This is a genomic window from Lewinella cohaerens DSM 23179 (assembly GCF_000379805.1).
GTDB classification, from domain to species: Bacteria; Bacteroidota; Bacteroidia; order Chitinophagales; family Saprospiraceae; genus Lewinella; species Lewinella cohaerens.
Genome location: NZ_KB903531.1, coordinates 526,253 through 547,302, shown reverse-complemented (window position 1 = coordinate 547,302; position 21,050 = coordinate 526,253). Strand labels below are relative to the sequence as shown.

Genomic DNA, 21,050 nt, shown 5'->3' with positions numbered 1-21,050 from the left:
ATTGAATTTTACCACATGGATACGAAGCGCTTTTTCACTACACTATTATTGGTTACTACCCTTTTTTCATTGTCGGCACAAATTGATCACCCTGATCGAATCAGGGGAGAACTCATCGTTCGCTTGACGGATGGCACCAATGTCGAGGATTGGGTCAAAGAAAACCTTTTACAAGATGGAGGAGCCAGTTCCTTGAGTATGATCAAGGAACTGGGAATACGGCACCCATTGATTTTATTGGCGTTTGATGAAAATCAAATTTCTTCAGAAAAAGCACTTTTAGAAGTACAGCGTTTAGCATCTGTAGATGCTGTGCAGTATAATTATTTTGTAGATTTTCGTGCTGAACCTAATGATAATCAATTTTTTAGGCAATGGGATATGTCTATTATTGATGCGCCTTCAGCGTGGAGCCATACCACCGGAGGTACTACCGAAGGAGGAACAAACATCGTGGTGGCCGTTATGGATAGTGGTTTTGAAATAAGCCATGAAGACCTTGCACCCAACCTTTGGGTAAACCCTGCTGAGGTTCCAGGTGATGGTGTTGATAACGATAACAATGGTTATGTAGATGATCTCATGGGCTGGGATTATTATTCGGATACACCCAATATAGCGCCAGGAAATCATGGTTTGTCAACAGCGTCTATCATTGGCGCACAAGGAGACAATGGTATCGGTGTTAGCGGTGTCAATTGGGATGTTGACCTGATGCTTTTTAGTTTTAGTAGTGTTGCCGACCTGGTAAGTGCCTACGAGTATGTGATTGATCAACGCCAACGTTTTAATGAGTCCAATGGAACATCAGGTTCATTTGTCGTAACGACTAATAACAGCTTTGGTCAGGGACGAATCTGGTGTGATCAGCAACCTGTTTGGGGCAGTATGTATGACCTCTTGGGAGAAGTTGGGATTCTGTCCAGTGCTGGCGTTGATAATAACCGGTATAATGTAGATAGTGTGGGAGATATGCCAGCGACTTGTGCGTCTGATTATTTACTGATCTCCTGTAATACTGATGAAGATGATAATCTGTATAACAACTCTGCTTATGGCGAAACCTCGGTAGATATTGGTGCCCCAGGAGAAGGGACTTTTACGACGAAACCCGGGAATAGCTACGGCGTTTTTGGTGGCAATAGTGCAGCTACACCACATGTGACCGGAGCCATCGCCCTTATGTATAGCGGCCCTGTTGCGGGCTTAGAAATAAACGCTATTAACCAACCAGCCGAGACTGCCCTCTTGGTTAAAGACCTACTTGTACAAAGCGGGGACTTACTCCCTTCTTTGGAAAGTCGCACCCTTAGCGGTCGCCGCCTCAATCTCGGTATCGCGATGGAACAGTTAATTGCCACCTACAGCAATCAATTGGAGCCTTTGGCGATCAATAAAGTCTATCCTAATCCAGTGAAAGGGAACCTGACGGTTAGTTATGATGCCCCGGAAAATGGAACTTATCGCGCAGAAATCTACAATGCGCTCGGTCAATTAGTACAACATCAAGAAGAGGAAGTAGGAGAGGGGGGCTTGCGTGTTTTTACGGTTGATACCGCCCCGCTACCCGCAGGGGTCTATTTCCTGAATTTTGGAAAAGGAGGAGAATGGGTGACGGAAAGGGTGATTGTGCTCTAGCCTAATATACCTTTTGCCGTGATGGAGATAGGCAAACCAGTTACTATTTTTTCTTCCCCATTAAATGAGTGCATCTTTTTGAATCCCTCCTCTAAGGGTTCTTGATAGATAATTACGCGTTCCTTTGCTAAGTCAATAATCCATACCTCTGGTATTTTTGCCAATGCGTAAAGCGGAAGTTTGATTTCCTTCAATGAATTTGTTTTTATCGATTTTCGAAGGAGGAGTGGTGGAGAAGTTTTATTTTTGGACAAAATACGCAGCTCATGAAAAACCTTGTAGCCTTACTTTTTCTGTTGTTTTTTGTTTCTCTGAGTCTCAATGCTCAGCGTATCAGCCTACGGAATCCGAGTTTTGAGGATACTCCTGCTCACAGTACTACTCCAAAGCATTGGATCAATTGTGGTACACGGGGAGAATCACCTCCTGATGTCTTTCCTGAAAGATCGCCTATGTTTGGAGTGAATTATCGCCCTTACGCAGGCAATACCTACCTGGGCTTAGTGACGCGTGACAATGAAACCTGGGAATCCGTTGCTGCCAATCTCACCTCACCTTTGGAGGCGAATGTTTGTTATCGTTTTAGTCTTGCACTTGCCCGTTCTACGACCTACATGTCGATGAGTAGAGCTACTGGCCGCCCTGCCAACTATACCGACCCTGCCCGCCTAAGAATTTGGGGCTCCAACGGTAATTGCCTACAGCAAGAGTTATTGGCAGAATCACCTCTTGTAGCGCATGAAGACTGGCGGTTATATACCTTTATTTTAAAACCACAGCAGAATAGTTACGCGTCAATCATTTTGGAAGTGTTTTATCCAGACAATATCCTTAAAGCTACAAATGGTAATCTGTTGTTAGACGCCGCATCCGCCTTTGACCGCTTACCCAACTGCACACTGGAAGGATTTACGATGCCGGAATTGTCATCAAGCTCCGAAGTGGTCAATATTTCTGGCGAAAATACCAGAGGCACCGATGCGAATTCGGAAATAGTTGCGCTAAAATTACCAACGGCTACTTACTTCAATAATGAAGAAACACTCCGTTCTTTTGCGGCCAATGCATTAAATGACCTCGCCTTTGATGATGGTAACCAACTGACTATCCGTCAATTTCAGCTGTCTGGTGAACAACAAGTTCGTAATGGCCATCCGGCCTGGTATGCTTTGCAGCATGGGCTACAGTTTTATCCTGGTCGAAAATGGGAATTGGTGGTCTATGCTTATGATGAATTGGGAAGTGATATGCGAGTACTTGAACTTGGGCGGCAGTTGGTAGGTGTTGGTGATATCAGTTTGGTTGTAAGTACTTATGATGCAGAGAAACATGATGGGGTGACCTGGTTCTGTATGTCGGTAGCAAATGGATTGTACCTCAGGATGTTGTAGGAGGATGGGTTTAAATAATTGATAATCAACTCGTATTTATGTTACGCGCTTTTTTATTGACAACGGCTTTCTTAGCCACGTTTTTGCTTTCTGGGCAAGTGATTACGATGCTTAATCCTGGATTTGAGGATATGCCTAGGCATAGCCATGTACCTCAGTTTTGGACTAATTGTGGACCACCTGGAGAAAGTCCCCCTGATATTCAACCCGAACTTACGTTTCAAGTAAGCCTACCTGCTTATGAGGGTAATACCTACCTTGGTTTAGTGACCAGGGATAATGATACTTGGGAAGGAGTAGGCACAACACTTAGCCAGCCTTTGGAAAAGGGGAAATGTTATGCTTTTAGTATTTCTTTAGCTCGTTCCTTGAGTTACTATTCCGTGAGCCGCGAAAAGAATATGCCCGCAAATTTTATTGCACCAACTTGTCTGAGAATTTGGGGCGGTAATGACCTTTGTGAAAGGGGCGAATTACTGGCTACATCTTCTGTTGTTGACCGTGGGCTATGGGTTGTTTGTACTTTTATCTTATCACCATTAGAAGAGAGTTATTCTAACATTGTGCTTGAAGTGTTCTACGAAGAGAATATTCTTTTTCCTACCAATGGCAATCTATTGTTAGATGATGCTTCTGCGTTTGTGTTTTTACCTGATTGTGGTGCAGAAACATATGGTATTCAAGAGGATACCAATATTACAAAAGAGGTGACAACTACCCCCGCAAAAGTCTTTTCGGTGCTAGAGGATAACACGCTTAATTTAATATTACCGAGCCTGGACTACTTTTCTGGCCCCGAGTTATTGAAAGGTTTTATATCAAATATATTCGATGACATTGAGTTTAATGCTAAGGGGAACCTTGTAGAGGAATCTTATCAGATAGAGGGAGAAAAGGAACTGCGCAGCGGCTATCCAGCCACCCACGCACTGGCTTATGCATTGAATGCTTACCCTGGCGAGGAGTGGGAATTGGTGGTGTTTGATAAGGATAAGGAGCGCCAGCAACAACGGGTAACTTCCCTGAAAGGAGCGATGGATGATTGGCTGTTTAGTTATATTTTCGATTGTCAAGTCAGTGGTTATAATGATGCATTGGATTACGATACAGACTGGTTCTACAAATCGGTAGCCAATGGTTTGTACCTTCGGATGTTGTAGGAGGATAGGTTTAAATTATTGAAAATCAACTCGTATTTATGTTACGCGCTTCTTTATTAACAAGCACTCTCTTGGCCACATTTTTGCTTTCTGGCCAAGTGATTACGATGCTGAACCCTGGATTTGAAGGGGAACCCAAGTTTAGTACGATTCCGCCTAGTTGGATAAATTGCGGATCTGCAAATGAGTCCCCTCCTGATACAGGACCAGTGGCAGCCTTCCAGGTATCCACCGTCCCATATGCGGGAAACTCTTACATGGGGATGGTGACGCGGGATAATAATACCACAGAATCGGCATGTACTTACCTGACGGAGGTATTGAAACAGGGCCAATGTTACCAATTTAGTCTCGCTGTAGCAAAATCGGATACTTATTATTCAGTGAGTAGGGCAAGAAAGACGCCTGCTCGTTATAATACCCCTACGCGGCTTAAAATTTGGGGCGGGGTAGGCCAGTGCGGAAAGGAAGAATTATTAGCAGAGTCTCCAGTAATTGATCACGAGGATTGGCAAGTGTATACGTTCATCATCAAGCCAGAGATGGCGAGTTACTCGGTAATAACGCTGGAAGCTTGCTACCCAAAAGATGACCCTGCTTTTTTTACCAATGGGAATATGCTTCTGGATGAGGCCTCTGCTTTCATCATGTTACCCGATTGCGGAAAAGAAGCGTTTGGGATTGACCAAAGTTCTAATCTTACAAAAACAGTGATAATAACCCAAACGGAAACTCCTTCGATGATGGAGGATAATACCATTTATTTAAAGTTGCCTTCTGAAGACTACTTCACAGGGCTTGAACCCTTGAAGATTTTTCTGTCGAATGTATTCTCTGATATTGAGCAGTCTGCCTCCGGGAGACTGGTAGAAAAAAGTTATCAGCTAGATGATGAAAAGGAGGTGCGTACGGGGTATCCGTCTGTTCATGCGATGCTTTATGCGCTGAATGCTTACCCTGCCGAGAAGTGGGAACTGGTGGTTTTTGATCGTAATATAGAGCGACAGCGACAGCGTGTGACCTCCCTGAGTGAGGCGATGAATAATGGGTACCCTGATTCTGTTGCTGACTGCCAGATTCGTGGTTACGATCCGGTACTGGATGATGGTACGGATTGGTTTTGTATGTCGGTGAGTAATGGCCTGTATCTGATCAAATACTAAAACCAAAAGATTGGTTAACCGGTCTTTATGTTTCGGGTTTGTGTTAAACCAAAAGATTGGTTAACTGGTCTTTATGTTTTCGTTCCCAACACGCTCTAAGTCTCTCTACACTATACCCAAAGTGATGATACAATCGCCACACCATCTCTTTACGATTTTCGGGAAAATGCTGAACGTCCAGCTTATTCTACCCACAAAAAAACGGCTAGCCAGGAGCATTCCCGACTAGCCGTTTTTTAGTTTATTGTAAACACTTAGTCTTAGTCAACCCGCTTAATTTCGCCGGATTTAATGCGTGCCATATAGTCTCTGAATGCCCGTCTGACATTAGGCATCAAGACATAAAGACCGAAGACGTTAGGGAAACACATGGCAAAGATCATTGCGTCTCCAAAGTCAAATACTGCTTTTGCAGAAATGGCAGAACCTACGATCACAAAGCCACAGAAGAGTACTTTGTAGATAATCTCATTGGTTTTGCTTTCGCCAAAGATATAAGTCCACGATTTCAGGCCGTAGTAAGACCAGGAAATCATGGTGGAAAGGGCGAAAAGAATCACTGCTACCCCAAGAACGGTTGGGAACCAGCTGATCACAGACGCAAAAGAATTGGAAGTAAGGCCAATATCACCTACTACTTCACGGCCGTAGAAAGAAGATTCTGCACCAACACCACCGTAGTTAGTTACAACAATTACGAGTGCCGTCATTGTACAGATTACAACAGTATCGATAAAAGGCTCTAAAAGTGCTACAATACCTTCACTCACGGGCTCGTCGGTTTTTACAGCTGAGTGAGCGATAGATGCAGAACCTACACCCGCTTCGTTGGAGAAGGCTGCCCGACGGAATCCCTGAATCAGAACACCAATGAAGCCACCATAAAGGGCGTCTCCACTGAAAGCACTTGAAAAGATAGTCCCAAATGCAGCAGGAATGTCAGCGATGTGATACCCCAAAACGACGAGTGCTCCAGCAACGTAAATACCTACCATAAAAGGAACGATCTTGTCGGTCACTTTAGCAATAGATTTAATACCACCGATGATTACAACACCTACTACAAGGGCCATGATTACTCCGAAAAGCCATCCTTGTCCCGATAATGGCGAAATCTTACGTGTAGTAACAATGGTGCCATTGTCAACACTGAGCTTAATACGAGCGTCACTATCAGTGATGGTCTGACTCAGAAGGTCAACATTGGTAAGGTCGTTAGGCCTAACGTGAATCTCTTTTTTTGAAATTTGCTCTACGGTAGCAATTTCATTGAGGAGAATGTTTTCACCTTGGTAGGTAAGCGGTAAAACACCTACATCTCCTGCTTGGTAATCACCACCAGTAACATCAATAAGCTGAATGGTAGCCTGGTTGATTTGTACCATATTACCTCCTCCGAAGCTACCTCCGATACAGGCGATAGCGAAAAGTATGGCGAGCACTTTGCCAAGCTTACCCCAGGATTTTCCTTTTTCTTTGAAACCTTTTTCAAGGTAATACATAGGGCCACCTGATACGCTACCGTCGGCGTTCACGTTGCGGTACATTACCCCCAAGGTACATTCCGTGAATTTGGAAGCCATACCTAATAACCCCGCCAGAATCATCCAGAAGGTAGCACCAGGGCCACCAATGGCCACAGCAAAGGCTACGCCAGCAATATTACCTACACCAACGGTGCCAGATAGCGCTGCTGTAAGTGCCTGGAAGTGCGAAACTTCTCCGGGATCATTAGGGTCATCAAATTTGCCACGTACAACATCAATCGCATGACCAAAAGATCTAAATTGAATAAAGCCCATGTAAATGGTAAACACTAATGCGCCAACGACCAGCCATATAAGTACAAATGGAATGCTTAGTTTTTCTCCTAAAGGAATAGAAACGAAAACAACGGATTCTATTGCTTTTGTAATGGGGGCAAAAATAGCGTTGATTTTTTCGTCAATCGTCAGTGCAGCTTCACCACTGGCCTCCTGTGCATAGCTTAGCAGCGGGAGTACGAGGGTAGCGAGTAATGCGAGTACAGTCTTCTTCATCTGTGGTTTTTCTAATTCAATTATTTCTTAGGAGGTGCCATAAATGTCCTCCAGGATTGTTTAAGACTCGGGAAGGTATTGGTTTCCGAGGAATCGCCAAAATAATGTTCGGCATATTTTGCCAGAGAAAGGACTTGTTATGACTTCTGACAGCCATTTTTAACACTTGTAGCCCAACAAGTGGGGAACATTGCTTATGATTGCTTAACTTTCTCCCCTTATTCACCAATTCAATAGTTTCGTTGTTGACAAATCCCCCGGAAGAAGCCGTCTTAGCTGCCCTCAATAAAGGGGAGGAATGGGCCCTGGATAACTTGTTTCGTGCACATTACTCCTTCTTGTGCCAAGCCGTATTNCGGGTAATTGGTGATAGAAACCTAGCGGAAGATTTGGTGCAGGAAGTTTTCTATGAATTGTGGCGTAAGCGGGCAACATTGAAGATAAATCAGTCATTGAGGGCCTATCTGAAAAGATCGGCAGTGAATCGTACGCTCAATTATATTAGAGATCAAAGACTGATCGTGGATGATGAAAGTGCTATGCCCTTCGATTTGGCCAGCGATCAAGTAGGTGCTGTGCAGCAGCTAGAGGCCGACGAATTACAGGTGCAGATTGAAATTGCCATAAGTGACTTGCCGGAACGTTGCCGTCTAGTATTTGGCCTGAGCCGGTTTGAAGAGATGAGCAATAAAGAAATAGCAAGTCATTTAGATATCAGTGTGAAAACAGTGGAGAACCAAATGACCAAAGCTTTGCGGATGCTGAGGGAAAAATTAAGCCCCTATTTAGGGACAGCACAAAAATAAATTGATCCTTCGTTTTTCAAAAAGATGGCAAAGCGTTTCAGTTTAAGCGTGCCAACTATTTGAAAAACCTAAGAGAAGGCTCAATTTGTTTTTTGCGCAATGCACTTGCCTTTTTTGAGGCTTTGCTTCTTATTGTAAGCCAGCCGACAACCGTAGGGTAGGGGCTATGATTGAGTTTGGTGTCTTTATTAATGAAAGGTAGGATATCATTTACCTTAAATCAAATGAGATATTACGTATCTCAGTAGATTGAACTAAGGAACAGCACGAAATCGCAGTTTATTTTCTGCGCAATACTAAGAATTACGTACGTCTGGAATGAAGAATAAAGATACTATGAGATCCTGGGAACAACTTCGTAAAAACGGAGGGCAGTCCGCTGAAGCGCCTGAGGGGTTTTGGCAGCAGTTATGGGCTGGCAGTGAAAAGGTGGGCGATAATTTTGAACCTGATGTGGAAGCTGGCCTTGCCCGCCTCAAGCATCGAATGGCTAAAGAGGAGGAAGCTCCAGCCAAGGTGGTGCAAATGAGTTCTACCCGATGGTTGCGCGCTGTAGCCGCTGCGGTTGTTTTGGCATTAGTGGCTTGGGGTACGACTACCTTCCTGGCAGATACTACTCCCACTTTCGCTTGGGCAGAGCTCCATACCGGAGAGGGGGAAACCCGCGAAGTTGTATTGCCTGATGGTTCTACCGTCACCCTCAATAGCAATACCTACCTTAGTTATCGTAATGACCTTGATGAAGCAGATGTAAGAAATATTCGCTTGGAAGGGGAAGCTTTCTTTGACGTTGACCGTCGCCCCGAACAGCCTTTCATTATCCGCACCACCAATGCGGAAGTAAAAGTGCTGGGAACGAGCTTCAATGTTCGTGAAATGCCCGGACAGGCACGTACGGAAGTAGAAGTGGCTACTGGTAAAGTCGCTGTGAAAAGCTTGACGGATAAAAGTCAGGAAGTTGTGCTTGTAGCTGAGCAAGCCGTAGTTTTAGAAAACAGCACATTATCTACTTATACGGCTGCCGACCGGCCTTTTTACGGTGTAAACTGGCGTATGGGGCAACTGAGCTTCAAGAATACGCAACTGGAAGAGGCCTTACTGCAAATAGAGCGCGCCTATCAAGTAGACCTTGTCTGGCAATCCGCAGCGATTCAAAATTGCGAAATTACAGGCAATTGGCAAGAAGAGAACTTCTCAACGGTTGTAAATATCTTAGAAGGTCTCACTGGCCTTTCTATCAATGATGTTGGAGGAAACAAATATGAGCTAAGCGGTAGTTGCGACTAAAGCCTAAGCAAATCTCTTTGTTTTTGCGAACTTCCTTAAACCACGCATTTTCGTTTGCTAGACAGGTTTTGTATCTATTTCCTGTTTTTTAAAAATCTATAATGCGTACTCATCAATCTTCCAAAAGCCAGCTAGGCCTTTGGAAGATTTTTGTATTAGCTAGGACGTAAGTCGCGGATTGGTGAAGTTTTTTCGCACCATTCTATATAGCCTTTGGCGCTCTGCCACCAGCGACTTATCTTTGGATAGTGTTGTGTTTTACGACCGAGGATCTATTCCAGATGAAAAAAAGCTTAATAATTCTTTTGGTATTTGGCTGTTGTGTGTGCTCCTTACAGGCCCAAGAGGTGCTGAATAAGAGAGTGAACCTGCAAATTGAGGAACAACCTTTTGAAGTTGTCCTCTATCAGTTGATTGACCAAGAGGAGATAAAGCTTAGTTTTCGCAATGATATTCTCCCCGAAGGGCTCTTTTCTTTTGATTTTAACCAACAGCCGCTCCGTATCGTGCTTCCTGCCTTGTTGGAGGAAACAAATTTAGGGTATCGCCTCATTGGCGAACAAATACTACTAATCCCCCTAGCTCCTAGCCAAGTAGACACTTACTATACCATTAGTGGTTATATCACTGATCGAGAAACCAATGAGCATCTTATTGGTGCCAATGTCTATGATCGCTATTCGCAAAGAGGAACTGTAAGTAACGAATATGGCTTTTTTAGCCTCCAATTACCAGGAGGCCCTGCGCAGCTTCGACTTTCCTACCTCGGGTATGAGAGTTTCGAAGAATCCTTGAATATTACAGATAATACGGTGCTGAATAAAGCCTTGCAAGGCAGTATTACTTTGAATGAGGTAGTGGTGTATCCTCGTGATACTTCGGCAAACCCTATTGCCGGACTGGCTACCGGCCAATTGATCGGTTTACGAGAAACCCAAATGTTGCCTAGCTTGGTTGGCGAACAGGATGTAATTCGTACGGCTTTCCTCTTGCCAGGGGTCACAACAGGTGCTGATGGTGCCGAAGGTCTGCAAATCAGGGGCGGCGATGCTGGTCAAAACCTGGTGTTACTAGATGGCGTCCCGGTGTATTACGTAAACCATGCGATTGGCTTGTTCTCTATTTTCAATAGCGATGCAGTAAGGTCTGCTCAGTTATTGAGAGCCGGTTTTCCTGCACGGTATGGTGGTCGCCTTTCCAGTGTACTTGATATCAGGATGAAAGAAGGCAATCAACAGGCGCTGTCGGGTAAGGCATCTACAGGTTTATTAACCTCCCGTTTTACCCTTGAAGGGCCAATTATTAAAGAGCGATCTTCTTTTTTGCTTTCCGGTCGCTGGTCCTTTGTTCACCTTTTATTAAAAGAACAATCACGTAAGTTTAAGGAATCAAAAGGTGATAATGGTGCCACTGATTATCGCTTTTATGATATCAATGCCAAATACAACCACACTTTTTCTGACCGTAATCGGGTATTTCTAAGCCTTTATCGAGGCCGTGATAATTATGATGACCTTACTACGAACTCAAGTGTGTTAAGCTTGACAAGCCAGGGCGGTGAACCCCTGAATTATGATATCGATAAATCTTACGGTGAAGGCTTTAGCTGGACAAATACGGTAGGCAGTTTTCGTTGGAATCACTTGTTTTCTGACCAACTTTTTGCCAATTTTAGTTTAACCTACAGCGGTCTTGATCAAGAGTCTTTCTATAACCTTGAAGAGCTTTCGTTTGAGCCTTCGATCAACCAAAGAGATTCGCTGTTGATCAAGGGACTCTTTCGTTCAGGAATTCAGGATTTGGGGCTAAAAGCCGATTGGCAATTGATTGTGAGCCCACGGCAAGAGTTTCGGTTTGGAATAGGGGCCAATCGCCGGATTTTCAAACCTGGGGCTTTGATTGTTGATTTGCCAGTTATCGGAGAGGAGCCCTTTGCGAACAATACCATTAATACAACAGAACTAAGTACCTACCTGGAAGGGAAAGGTAAGTTTAGTAGCAACTGGGAATGGAATGCTGGCGCACATCTTGCGTGGTGGTACGTACGGTCTAAAGGGCACCTTTCGGTGCAACCCCGGTTGAGCGTAAATTATTTCCCACACCAGCGTTGGGCATTAAGCGCCTCCTTGAGTAGAATGGTTCAAAATCTACACTTTCTCAGGAATACAACAGTGAATTTACCCACTGAAATATGGGTGCCGAGTACCGATAAGATAAAACCTGCCGAAGCGTGGATGTCGAACATAGGATATCAGTATAAAATTAGTCCCGCTTGGGAATTACAGGGCGATGTGTATTATAAAAAGATGGATAGAATCCTTTCTTTTCTTGAAGGGGTAGAAGGATTTGAAGACTGGGAAGAAAATGTAGTTACCGGCGAGGGAGAAGCATATGGGGCCGAATGGCAATTGCGAAAAGTAAAAGGAAAATTAACAGGGTGGGTGAGTTATACACTGTCAAAATCTGAGCGCCAGTTTGAGGAACTGAACCTTGGTAAGGTATATCCTTTTCGTTATGATCGACGACACAACTTCCAGTTGGCGGCGATTTATCAAATTTCACCAGCATGCTATTTTTCAGCTAATTGGGACTATGCCTCGGGGTTTGCGATCACGCTGCCACTCGTAAAATTTGCCTCTATTGTCCCAGGGGAGATATCTCCTCCTTATCCTATTGCATTAGACCCGGAGAGAAAGAACAATATCAGAATGCCAGCTTATCACCGACTGGATATTAATTTCCACTTTGAATGGAACCAACAAAAGCGTTATCGGCACGAACTAAACCTCGGGATTTATAACCTTTATAACCGAAATAACCCACTCTATTATGACGTCCGCCGTTCTTTAGTCAGCCAGCAGAACACGCCAAGCACGCAGTACGATTTTGTAGAGGTTCAATTGGCGCCAATATTACCCTCTATAAGCTATAAAATCAGCTTTTGATCATCGTCTACATAATTTAGAAACTTAAAGATTGGAATTGGTTTATTTGAAAAACTGTATATTTGAAGGGTTAAAAATAGCGAATGTCCATTTTTCGTCAAATATTACCCTTCGGTTTCTTGGTATTCCTCTGTATGGGGGCCACCTGTGAACGCACGGTAGACTTGGACATCGACGAACCACCGCCAAGGCTAGTGGTTAATAGTAGCTTTACCTTAGGAGAGGTCGTTAAGGTTTCGGTAGCTAAAAGCCAGAGTATCCTGGATAATAGTTTACCCGAATATTTAGCTGACGCTAATGTCACCCTTTATAAAGGAGATAAGTTTATTGAAAAACTGACCTTATACGTTGATCCTGCCCCACGGATTGCCCCCTATTATACAACTCAGTCTTTTACGCCGGAAGCCGCTACTACTTATACGATTCGGGTAGAAGCGTTGGGTTTTGAAACCATTGAGGCGCATAGCTTTATTCCAGAGCCGGTGTCACTTTCAACCTTACAAGTCTCCAATTTTAATGAACAAGAAGGGAGCGGACCATTCTATATGCGCTACAGCTATCAGATAGATTTGAACTTTGAGGACCCCATTGAAGAAGACAACTACTATCATTTAAACATTTTTCAGGAAATTCTAAGTGTCACGATAGTAGGAGCAGATACGCTTATTGATGGTCGATATTTGAAACGTATTGATCTCATGCAGGATAACCCCAAGGTTATCTCCGATGCCATGATTGGTGGCTTGTTACTGAAAAACAACCCCAGTGAAGAAGGTTTTCGATTTCAGGTTGACCTGGAAATTGTTCCTGATTTTGAGGCTTTAGGCCAAATATATGTAGAGCTACGTACCGTATCAGAAGAATATTACCTCTACTATTCTACTTTTAGTCGCCAGCAAAATCAGTCTGATGGCCCTTTCAACGACCCAATCGTAATCTTTAACAATGTTGAGAATGGGCATGGTTATTTCGCTGGATATAACTTTACGCAGGATTCGGTGAGCCTCAGTTTTTAAATAGCATATCTATCCTCGGTTATTACACCTCTTTTATCCAATTACTTAGTATCTTTGCGGCTTTAAAGTCAAAATGTTTCCTTTTATGGCAACTTTTATTTGCACCTTAGTGCAGGTACAGAAATGTCATAGAATCAAATGTTTAACGTATTAACTACTCTTCATGACAGAAGCGGAAAAAGAACTTGAGGGGGTCCGGATGTTGGGGCTTAAACTTCCAACTGATCCTCGTTGGGTGAACCTGGCAGAGATGGACTTGGGCGAGATTCTTACCGATCATGCTTATTGCGAACAAAAGGCAGCGACCAGCTGTATTTCGCTCATTCAGGGCTACCCGGAAAGAGAGGAACTTGTGCGCGAATTGGCACCCATTGTGACAGAAGAGTGGGGGCATTTTCGTTCTGTATTACGAGAAATGGATAAACGCCAGTTGAAGTTAGGGCGCCAGCGTAAAGATGAGTACGTTAATAAGCTTTTGGCTTTTCAAAAGAAAGGAGGCTCTCGCGATGATAAGTTATTGGAAAAGTTGCTGGTTTTTGCCTTGATTGAGGCACGATCCTGCGAACGATTCCGTTTGATGAGTCTACATATTTCAGATGAAGACTTAAAGGACTTCTATCATCGCTTCATGATTTCTGAAGCAGGCCATTATCGCTTGTTTATTGATTTAGCTAGGAAGTATTTTGGTGAAGAAAGGGCCAATGCCCGCTGGCAGGAATACCTTACCAAGGAAGCTGAAATCATGGAGGAATTGGACCTTCGAGGTGATCGAATGCACTAAAAAAGCACGGAGGTCGCATCTGTTTTCAGTGCAATACCAAGACTTAGTGCTTACAGGTTAACAAAAACTTACTTCATAATAATTCTTTTAATGAAACAATTAATTTTTCTTTTTAGTATCCTCGCACTAGTGTCATCTTGTGGCGGTGGTGGTGGTATGAAAGGCACCAGCAATCTTGAAACAGAGATGGACAGTATCTCCTACTCAGTAGGGCGCTTCTTTACCGGCCAGTTCCAAGATTTGGGAATGGATGTTAACGCAACCGAGTTGGGCCAAGGTTTGGAAGATGTAGCAATGGACGGAGCAACCATTTCGGAAGAAGACGGCCTTGCAATGATGAATACCTTTCAGCAGACGTTGATGATGCGTCAGGGTGCTCCATTTACAGACGAAGACCCAGCTCCTTTTTCTGTAGATTCTATCTCTTATGTTATCGGTGCTGATTTTGCCCGCAACATGAAAGAGTTTGGCATTAGCCTTAATAGTAATGCTTTCTTCCAGGGGGCTAAAGATCAACTGGGTGATGCAGCAAGTATGGTAGGTGACAAGGAAGATGCATTGATGCAAAGCCTTACGGAAACGATTACCAAACAACAAGAAGCCGAAGCTGCGGTCTCTGCAGAAGCGGTTATTGCAGAAGGTGTTGCTTTTATTGAAGAGAAAGCTGCCGAAGCTGATGTAATGAGCACTCCCACAGGTCTTCATTACAAAGTGATCAAAGAAGGTACTGGCAAAATGCCTACGGCAACTGACCGGGTATCTGTGCATTATCATGGTACGCTTATTGACGGAACAGTATTTGACAGTTCTGTTGATCGTGGAGAACCTGCTGAATTCGGCCTGAACGAAGTCATCGCTGGTTGGACCGAAGGTGTAGCATTGATGAAAGAAGGTGCCAAGTACCAGTTTTATATTCCTTACGATTTGGCTTACGGCCTACGAGGTTCACCTCCTATTATCCCTGGCGGTGCTACCCTTATCTTTGATGTGGAATTACTGGAAGTAAAGTAATCGTCAAACGGTTTTTTCTTTCAATATATAGTCCCAAATTTTGCCTTAAGGCAAAATTTGGGACTGTTTTTTAGTGGCTGTCAATGAGGAATAATCATGAAGAATATTAAGACCTTAGTTTTTTCTGCCTTGGTATTATTGTTTGTCCTGCAATCCTATGCACAGGAATTTCACCTGGACTCATTGGCAACGCTAACTGTCCCTGAAAGTTCAGGCTTGCTCTACAAAGATGGGCGCTTAATTACACATAATGATTCCGGAGATGCTCCCAAACTTTACGAATTGGACACAATTAATGGCTCGACTTTAAGAGAAGTGTTTGTCAATAACGCAAGTAATGTAGATTGGGAAGACATCTCCTCGGACGCAGACCACCTCTACATTGGAGATATAGGTAATAACTATGGTAGTCGGATGAATTTGAAAATTTATAAAATAACGTGGTCAGAGTTTCTTGAAAGGGATACGGTCGAAGCTCAGGAAATCACTTATACCTATGCTGATCAGGTTGATTTTTCAAGCAATCAATTTTTCACCCCTTATGATGCAGAAGCACTAGTAGCAATGGGGGATAGTTTGTTCCTGTTTACCAAAGATTGGTCAGCCGCCCGTACCAAGGTATATGCCATGCCCAAAACACCTGGTGCTTATAATTTGATGGCAATGGATAGCTTCCTGGTGCCGGCTTTAATTACAGGTGCTGACATTGCTCCAAGTGGCAATCAATTATTGTTTTCCGCTTATTCTGGTCAAGGGGCTCTGGTTTTTACGTTGAGCGATTTTACAGCGCCTCATTTTTCTGATGGAACACTAACAACATGGCCACTCCTTTTGACGGGCTCCATAAAATCAGAAGGTGTTTGTTGGCGTAATGAACGATTTGCCTACATTAGTACAGAGCAAGTTGGTACGCTTCCCGCAGTACTCTATCGTTTGGATACAGATTTCTCCAGTAAGGTGAGTGTCCTGTCCGAAGACCCTCTGGTCAAAGTATATCCCCAGCCAGCTACTGATAAAATATGGGTAGAAACAGAGGAAGTTGAAGGCCTTCAACTCTTTAATGCAAATGGAGTATTGGTCCTCCAAACTCCAAAACCATACCTGGATGTAAGCAATTTACCGGAAGGTATTTATACCCTTGTTGTTTTAATTGAGGGGCAGCGTATTGCTATTGCAAAGCAGGTCGTTGTTGCCAGGTGATCAACAAACCTCTAGCTCCATCCCCGGCCCTTCCCGTTGTTGGAAATGGCCATGTTTCGGGTTGCGTTTCGCAGGGGGAGGGAGCCTTGATACGCGTGGTTGTTTGGGGGGGTAATCACGGTTGAATTCGTGAATTCAATTTATAGAAATACCCAGAAATGCTGCTAAAGTCAAATATGCCTAATCCCACTAGCGAAACCATCTAACCATCAACCAATAACGAAAAATCAATCTCCCAAACACTGAAACTGTCGTTGGAAAAAATCCATCTGATGGATAGGATATTCTTCAAAGCCACTGCTCCAGAAGACGCGTAGGAGGTCTACTTCACTGGTTTTTAATAAGCCAATGTAGCTGCGGTCGATTGGGTAATAGACCGAATAAGTAAGCTCTTTTTTTACAGTATTGTATTGGCCTCTGTCCATCTTTCCTGACCTTAAATTAAGAACATCGCCATTTAGAAGCTTGATGGTCAATACACTGTTTTGGTCAATAAAACCGTAAGCTTCCTGAGCATTGGGGTAAGCAAAAGTGAAGTTGAGGGTGAGGTATCGGAAACCACCAGCACTAGAAATATAGGCTTCGCAAACAAGGTATTCTTTGTCTTGGAGATAAGGCCTTAGCCGTTCATCAGTATAGCTAAATAGGAGTTCTGGCTGCAAATCACGACGGTAGCGCCCAGTCTCAGCATCCTGCCCGTCGAAAGCATAGCGGCATTCCCGACGTGGGGGGCGAAGCATCAAATCTTCAAAACTACTGGCGGCAGTATTGTTAGTCAACGGAATGAGCTGAGCATAGGATTGATTACTTGCACTCCGAATGCGCTGTGAATTCGCTTCTCGCAACCTGTTCTCCCGAACGCGCTGATTGAAACTTTCAATAAACCCACCTTTCTTAACGAGTTGATCGTCTTGTTGTGCTGCTCGCTGACTTTCATTGAGTTGAGTTTGGCTTTGCTCTAGGGTACGCCTTGCCGCTGTGATTTGTTTTTGTAGAATATCTCTACGGGATTCATCCCCGGATATTGCATTGTAACTGTCCTGCAACCGTTGTAAATTTTCCTGAGCTTGGGTTAATCGTTGCTGAGCGAGTTCGGCAGCAGTACTGGAGAGCTGAGAACGGCGTTGAGCAATTTTGTAAAGGTCTACTTCATTCACGCTCACTTCTCCGTCCAAGGGCTCAATGTAACCTTGGAAAACAGGATAGGTAATTAAACCATCCTCCTCCGTAGGTTCATAGGGGTCGCCGTTGAAGTATTCGATCCGCCCATCGGGATATACCTTCAGCTTTTCTCCTCTAAAGTTTTCACGAATGACAGCTCCCTGCCCACTACAGACAAAAGGGACAATCAGGAAACTGATAATGACCAGAAGAAGGTGGCTTTTGGAAAACATTGACATTATTATCGCTTTTGGGGAACCGCTCTATATTTACTCAACAAAGTTAAAAAACTTCTATTGGTTTCATTTCTACGTAGCCTAAACGCTTGGGGCTGCAAAAACCTTATATTTGAGCATCGCTAAAGAAGGATGATTTTTTCGTTTACCAAAAAGGCCGGTCGTCGGTAGCGTATTATGCTGGATTTCAGTATAGGTTTTATGAAGGTTAGTGTTTGGGATATACTGGATATCGGTATTGTAGCCTACCTTTTGTACCAACTCTATAAGCTGCTCCGTGGCAGTATTGCATTTAATATTTTTGTAGGTCTACTCTTGTTGTATATCAGTTGGTTTGTTGTAAACCAATTGAATATGGACCTGCTGTCCAGTATTCTGGATCAGTTTGTGAAGGTGGGCATCATTATTCTTATCATCATTTTTCAACCTGAGGTGAGGCGATTCTTGCTTTTGCTGGGTAACACCACCTTACGGCAGCGATCAAATTTTTTGGATCGTTTTCTGGACCGTAATGCCATGAGTAGTTCCGCTGAGGCGCATCGTGCAGCACAGGAGGCACTATCTGAGGCTATTCTTAGAATGAGTAGAAGAAGGGTAGGGGCACTGATTGTTTTTTGTCAAAATTTTAACCTTCAAGGTATAGTCAGCGGTGGCGTAGAGTTGGACGCAAAAATTTCTCAAGCAATCATTGAAAGTATTTTTGCCAAAGAAAGTCCCCTGCATGATGGAGCCGTACTGATAGACAACCTGAAAATTTTGTGCGCAAGTGCAATCTTACCTGTCAGCGAGAAAACCAATTTGCCCAAAAGCGTCGGCTTGCGACACAGAGCCGCCGTAGGGCTCACCGAACGCTCTAATGTTGTAGCTTTGGTGGTTTCGGAAGAAACTGGCGCGATCAGTTTTGCCAAAGGTGATAAACTGGAACGTAAGATCAAAGAACAGCGCCTGATGAAGATTTTACAGGAATATGTTTGAACAATAGCGACTTTTTTCGTGTAGCTAGTCGCAAAATTATATATTTGCCCTCAGCCGATTTAAAACCGAAGCAAATTTACATGCAAGCAGCACAACAATACATCAAAGATAATCAGGATCGTTTCTTAAATGAATTACTCGACTTGTTGAGAATTCCCAGCGTCAGCGCTGATCCTGCCTACAAAGAAGATGTTCAGCGTACCGCCGCCTCTGTGGCAGATCACTTGCAAAAAGCAGGTGCTGATAATGTAGAGATCATCCCCACTGCGGGCCATCCTATTGTTTACGGTGAAAAAACCATCGATGCTACGCTTCCTACTGTAATGGTTTATGGCCACTACGATGTTCAACCAGCCGATCCAATCGATTTGTGGGACAGTGGCCCCTTTGACCCTGTAGTGAAAAAAACGGAGGCGCATCCTCAAGGTGCAATTTACGCCCGTGGTTCTTGTGATGACAAAGGACAGATGTTTATGCACGTCAAAGCTTTTGAGGCAATGATGGCAACCAATTCTCTCCCTTGTAACATCAAATTCATGATTGAAGGAGAGGAAGAAGTAGGCTCCGAGCATTTAGGCCATTTCCTCGAAACACATAAGGAAAAGCTTTCTTGCGATGTTATTCTGATTTCAGATACAAGCATCATCGATAACGATACGCCTAGTATTACTACCGGATTACGTGGTCTTAGCTATGTAGAGGTAGAAGTGGTAGGTCCTAATCGCGACCTGCACTCTGGTGTTTATGGTGGCGCTGTAGGTAACCCGATCAACGTTCTCTGCGAAATGATTGCAGGGATGATGGACGAGAACAAGCACATCACGATTCCCGGCTTTTACGATGATGTAGAAGTTGTTTCTACAGAAGAGCGGGTAGAAATGAATAAAGCTCCCTTTAACTTGGAGCATTACCAAAAAGATTTGGGTATTAATGCGGTGCGCGGAGAAGATGGCTACACCACGGCCGAGCGTACCAGCATTCGCCCAACGCTTGATGTAAATGGTATTTGGGGTGGTTACATTGGCGAAGGAGCAAAGACCGTTCTGCCTAGCAAAGCTTTTGCAAAAATTAGCATGCGCCTGGTGCCCAACCAATCACCAGATAAGATCACCGAGCTCTTTAAGGCTTATTTCGAGAGCATTGCTCCTGCTGAAGTGAAAGTAGAGGTAAGGCCACATCACGGTGGTGAGCCTGTCGTTACGCCTACGGATACGCCCGAATATCAGGCAGCTCATCAAGCGATGGAAAAGACATTTGGCAAAGCTCCTATCCCCAAGCGCGAGGGAGGCAGTATTCCAATTGTTGCGCTATTTGAGTCGGTACTTGGCGTGAAGAGTGTCCTCATGGGCTTTGGTTTGGATAGCGATGCCATCCATTCACCTAATGAGCACTATGGCCTCTTCAATTACTACAAAGGTATCGAGACGATTCCTTATTACTACCAGTATTATACGGCTTTGAAGTCGTAAGATTGATACAGTTTTGCAAGAAAAGGTCTATTGCTATCTATTAGCAGTAGANCTTTTTTGTTCTATTAATACGGAAGTGAAATTTCATAGCATCTCACGTTAAATTAGGTAATCAACGCTCCCAAGTCCTCAATAACCCTATCAGGGCTTACTCCCCAAGGATCAAAAACAGTCTGCGCGTCGCGTTGCACCCAAATGCCTTGCATACCTGCCGCTTTGGCGCCTAGCACGTCAAAAGAATTCCCCGATACCAGTGCACATGTAGAAATCGATGTTTCAGTCATCTCTGCAAAATGCTGATACACCACAGGGCTAGGCTTGAAAACCTGGGTAGCTTCCACACTCACCACACCATCAAAATAGGGGAGGAGCTGTGCTTGTTCCAGCAATGCACTTACAGTTGATTTTGGCCCATTTGAAAACGCAAAAAGCTTTTGTGCTCCGTCCGCAAGTGCTTTGATAGCCGCTAAAGCATCCGGGAAAGCGGGGAGGCTTAGGTAGCTGTCTAATAAAATTTCATGCTCACTTTCCGTCAGTCGTACCTTATGAACAGCCAGTGCGTAATTCAGTGCTTCTGCCGTCACTAACGGAAAGGGGATATACTGTTGCATCAACCCACGCCGAAAGGAATACTCCAATTGCTTGCTCCGCCAAGTGGCACTGATCTGCTCCGCTTGATCACCGGTTATTTGTCGCAAAAAAATCAGTACACCATCGGTGTCGATGAGTGTCCCGTAAACATCAAAAGCATAAGTTTGTATAGGCATGAGCC

17 protein-coding genes are annotated in these 21,050 nt (G+C 44.0%); 13 read left to right on the top strand and 4 right to left on the bottom strand.

Going from position 1 to position 21,050, the window contains the following annotated elements; genetic code table 11:
• The first annotated feature begins 15 nt into the window (after positions 1–15).
• On the top strand, positions 16–1,638 hold the full coding sequence (locus tag A3EU_RS32400) for a S8/S53 family peptidase (RefSeq protein WP_052331273.1): 1,623 nt from the start codon (positions 16–18) through the stop codon (positions 1,636–1,638).
• On the opposite strand, the gene A3EU_RS0102080 is transcribed toward A3EU_RS32400, so the two are convergent.
• Positions 1,635–1,832, bottom strand: coding sequence for a Uma2 family endonuclease (locus A3EU_RS0102080; protein ID WP_020534463.1), 198 nt, complete (start codon positions 1,830–1,832; stop codon positions 1,635–1,637). The genes A3EU_RS32400 and A3EU_RS0102080 overlap by 4 nt on opposite strands.
• Positions 1,833–1,904: 72 nt before the next feature.
• Between A3EU_RS0102080 and A3EU_RS32395 the strand changes: the two genes are divergently transcribed.
• From A3EU_RS32395 to A3EU_RS32385, 3 genes are all read left to right on the top strand, one after another.
• Entirely contained in the window at positions 1,905–3,029 is a 1,125-nt protein-coding gene (locus A3EU_RS32395) for a hypothetical protein (protein WP_020534462.1), read from the top strand.
• Between the two features lie 38 nt (positions 3,030–3,067).
• Positions 3,068–4,189 (top strand): hypothetical protein, encoded by a 1,122-nt coding sequence (locus tag A3EU_RS32390; protein ID WP_020534461.1) that lies wholly within the window; start codon positions 3,068–3,070, stop codon positions 4,187–4,189.
• A 71-nt stretch (positions 4,190–4,260) separates the two neighbouring features.
• A complete protein-coding gene (locus A3EU_RS32385; RefSeq protein ID WP_245569326.1) occupies positions 4,261–5,352 on the top strand; it encodes a hypothetical protein in 1,092 nt (363 codons plus the stop codon).
• Positions 5,353–5,612: 260 nt separating this feature from the next.
• On the opposite strand, the gene A3EU_RS34940 is transcribed toward A3EU_RS32385, so the two are convergent.
• Positions 5,613–7,391, bottom strand: coding sequence for an alanine/glycine:cation symporter family protein (locus A3EU_RS34940; RefSeq protein ID WP_020534459.1), 1,779 nt, complete (start codon positions 7,389–7,391; stop codon positions 5,613–5,615).
• 200 nt (positions 7,392–7,591) lie between these two features.
• Here A3EU_RS34940 and A3EU_RS0102055 point away from each other — a divergent pair, with 200 nt between their 5' ends.
• The 7 genes from A3EU_RS0102055 (at position 7,592) to A3EU_RS32375 (ending at position 16,437) form a co-directional block, all read left to right on the top strand.
• Complete coding sequence (locus A3EU_RS0102055; RefSeq protein ID WP_425412629.1) at positions 7,592–8,197, top strand: RNA polymerase sigma-70 factor; 606 nt, start codon at positions 7,592–7,594, stop codon at positions 8,195–8,197.
• Positions 8,198–8,533: 336 nt separating this feature from the next.
• The gene (locus A3EU_RS0102050; protein ID WP_026211181.1) at positions 8,534–9,484 is read left to right on the top strand and encodes a FecR family protein; all 951 of its coding nucleotides are present in this window, start codon (positions 8,534–8,536) and stop codon (positions 9,482–9,484) included.
• A 281-nt stretch (positions 9,485–9,765) separates the two neighbouring features.
• Positions 9,766–12,429 carry a TonB-dependent receptor gene (locus A3EU_RS0102045; RefSeq protein ID WP_083937217.1) on the top strand — a complete coding sequence of 888 codons (2,664 nt, stop codon included), beginning with the start codon at positions 9,766–9,768 and terminating at the stop codon, positions 12,427–12,429.
• Between the two features lie 83 nt (positions 12,430–12,512).
• The gene (locus tag A3EU_RS0102040) at positions 12,513–13,445 is read left to right on the top strand and encodes a DUF4249 domain-containing protein (RefSeq protein ID WP_020534455.1); all 933 of its coding nucleotides are present in this window, start codon (positions 12,513–12,515) and stop codon (positions 13,443–13,445) included.
• A gap of 163 nt (positions 13,446–13,608) precedes the next feature.
• Positions 13,609–14,226 carry a MiaE family protein gene (locus tag A3EU_RS0102035; protein ID WP_020534454.1) on the top strand — a complete coding sequence of 206 codons (618 nt, stop codon included), beginning with the start codon at positions 13,609–13,611 and terminating at the stop codon, positions 14,224–14,226.
• Positions 14,227–14,316: 90 nt separating this feature from the next.
• Positions 14,317–15,237, top strand: coding sequence for a BamJ family beta-barrel-assembly machinery protein (gene bamJ, locus A3EU_RS32380; protein WP_020534453.1), 921 nt, complete (start codon positions 14,317–14,319; stop codon positions 15,235–15,237).
• Positions 15,238–15,333: 96 nt separating this feature from the next.
• Entirely contained in the window at positions 15,334–16,437 is a 1,104-nt protein-coding gene (locus A3EU_RS32375) for a T9SS type A sorting domain-containing protein (RefSeq protein ID WP_020534452.1), read from the top strand.
• Positions 16,438–16,664: 227 nt separating this feature from the next.
• Here the strand turns inward: A3EU_RS32375 and A3EU_RS0102020 are convergent, their stop codons facing one another.
• Positions 16,665–17,837, bottom strand: a complete 1,173-nt coding sequence (locus A3EU_RS0102020) for an HlyD family secretion protein (protein WP_156825612.1) — start codon at positions 17,835–17,837, stop codon at positions 16,665–16,667.
• Positions 17,838–18,035: 198 nt separating this feature from the next.
• On the opposite strand from A3EU_RS0102020, the gene cdaA reads away from it, so the two are divergent.
• Both cdaA and A3EU_RS0102010 read left to right on the top strand, forming a co-directional pair.
• Positions 18,036–18,809 (top strand): diadenylate cyclase CdaA, encoded by a 774-nt coding sequence (cdaA, locus tag A3EU_RS0102015; protein ID WP_245569324.1) that lies wholly within the window; start codon positions 18,036–18,038, stop codon positions 18,807–18,809.
• Positions 18,810–18,889: 80 nt separating this feature from the next.
• A complete protein-coding gene (locus A3EU_RS0102010) occupies positions 18,890–20,278 on the top strand; it encodes a dipeptidase (RefSeq protein WP_026211177.1) in 1,389 nt (462 codons plus the stop codon).
• 104 nt (positions 20,279–20,382) lie between these two features.
• Here A3EU_RS0102010 and A3EU_RS0102005 read toward each other — a convergent pair whose 3' ends face one another.
• Entirely contained in the window at positions 20,383–21,045 is a 663-nt protein-coding gene (locus A3EU_RS0102005; RefSeq protein WP_020534448.1) for a haloacid dehalogenase type II, read from the bottom strand.
• Positions 21,046–21,050 lie beyond the last annotated feature (5 nt).

Coding starts and splice junctions, on each gene's coding strand:
- cdaA (WP_245569324.1), top strand. CDS start 18,036: ATGAAGGTTAGTGTTTGGGATATACTGGATATCGGTATTGTAGCCTAC.
- A3EU_RS0102040 (WP_020534455.1), top strand. CDS start 12,513: ATGTCCATTTTTCGTCAAATATTACCCTTCGGTTTCTTGGTATTCCTC.
- A3EU_RS34940 (WP_020534459.1), bottom strand. CDS start 7,391: ATGAAGAAGACTGTACTCGCATTACTCGCTACCCTCGTACTCCCGCTG.
- A3EU_RS0102050 (WP_026211181.1), top strand. CDS start 8,534: ATGAGATCCTGGGAACAACTTCGTAAAAACGGAGGGCAGTCCGCTGAA.
- A3EU_RS0102035 (WP_020534454.1), top strand. CDS start 13,609: ATGACAGAAGCGGAAAAAGAACTTGAGGGGGTCCGGATGTTGGGGCTT.
- A3EU_RS0102010 (WP_026211177.1), top strand. CDS start 18,890: ATGCAAGCAGCACAACAATACATCAAAGATAATCAGGATCGTTTCTTA.
- A3EU_RS32375 (WP_020534452.1), top strand. CDS start 15,334: ATGAAGAATATTAAGACCTTAGTTTTTTCTGCCTTGGTATTATTGTTT.
- bamJ (WP_020534453.1), top strand. CDS start 14,317: ATGAAACAATTAATTTTTCTTTTTAGTATCCTCGCACTAGTGTCATCT.
- A3EU_RS32390 (WP_020534461.1), top strand. CDS start 3,068: ATGTTACGCGCTTTTTTATTGACAACGGCTTTCTTAGCCACGTTTTTG.
- A3EU_RS32395 (WP_020534462.1), top strand. CDS start 1,905: ATGAAAAACCTTGTAGCCTTACTTTTTCTGTTGTTTTTTGTTTCTCTG.
- A3EU_RS0102020 (WP_156825612.1), bottom strand. CDS start 17,837: ATGTCAATGTTTTCCAAAAGCCACCTTCTTCTGGTCATTATCAGTTTC.
- A3EU_RS0102045 (WP_083937217.1), top strand. CDS start 9,766: ATGAAAAAAAGCTTAATAATTCTTTTGGTATTTGGCTGTTGTGTGTGC.
- A3EU_RS32400 (WP_052331273.1), top strand. CDS start 16: ATGGATACGAAGCGCTTTTTCACTACACTATTATTGGTTACTACCCTT.
- A3EU_RS0102005 (WP_020534448.1), bottom strand. CDS start 21,045: ATGCCTATACAAACTTATGCTTTTGATGTTTACGGGACACTCATCGAC.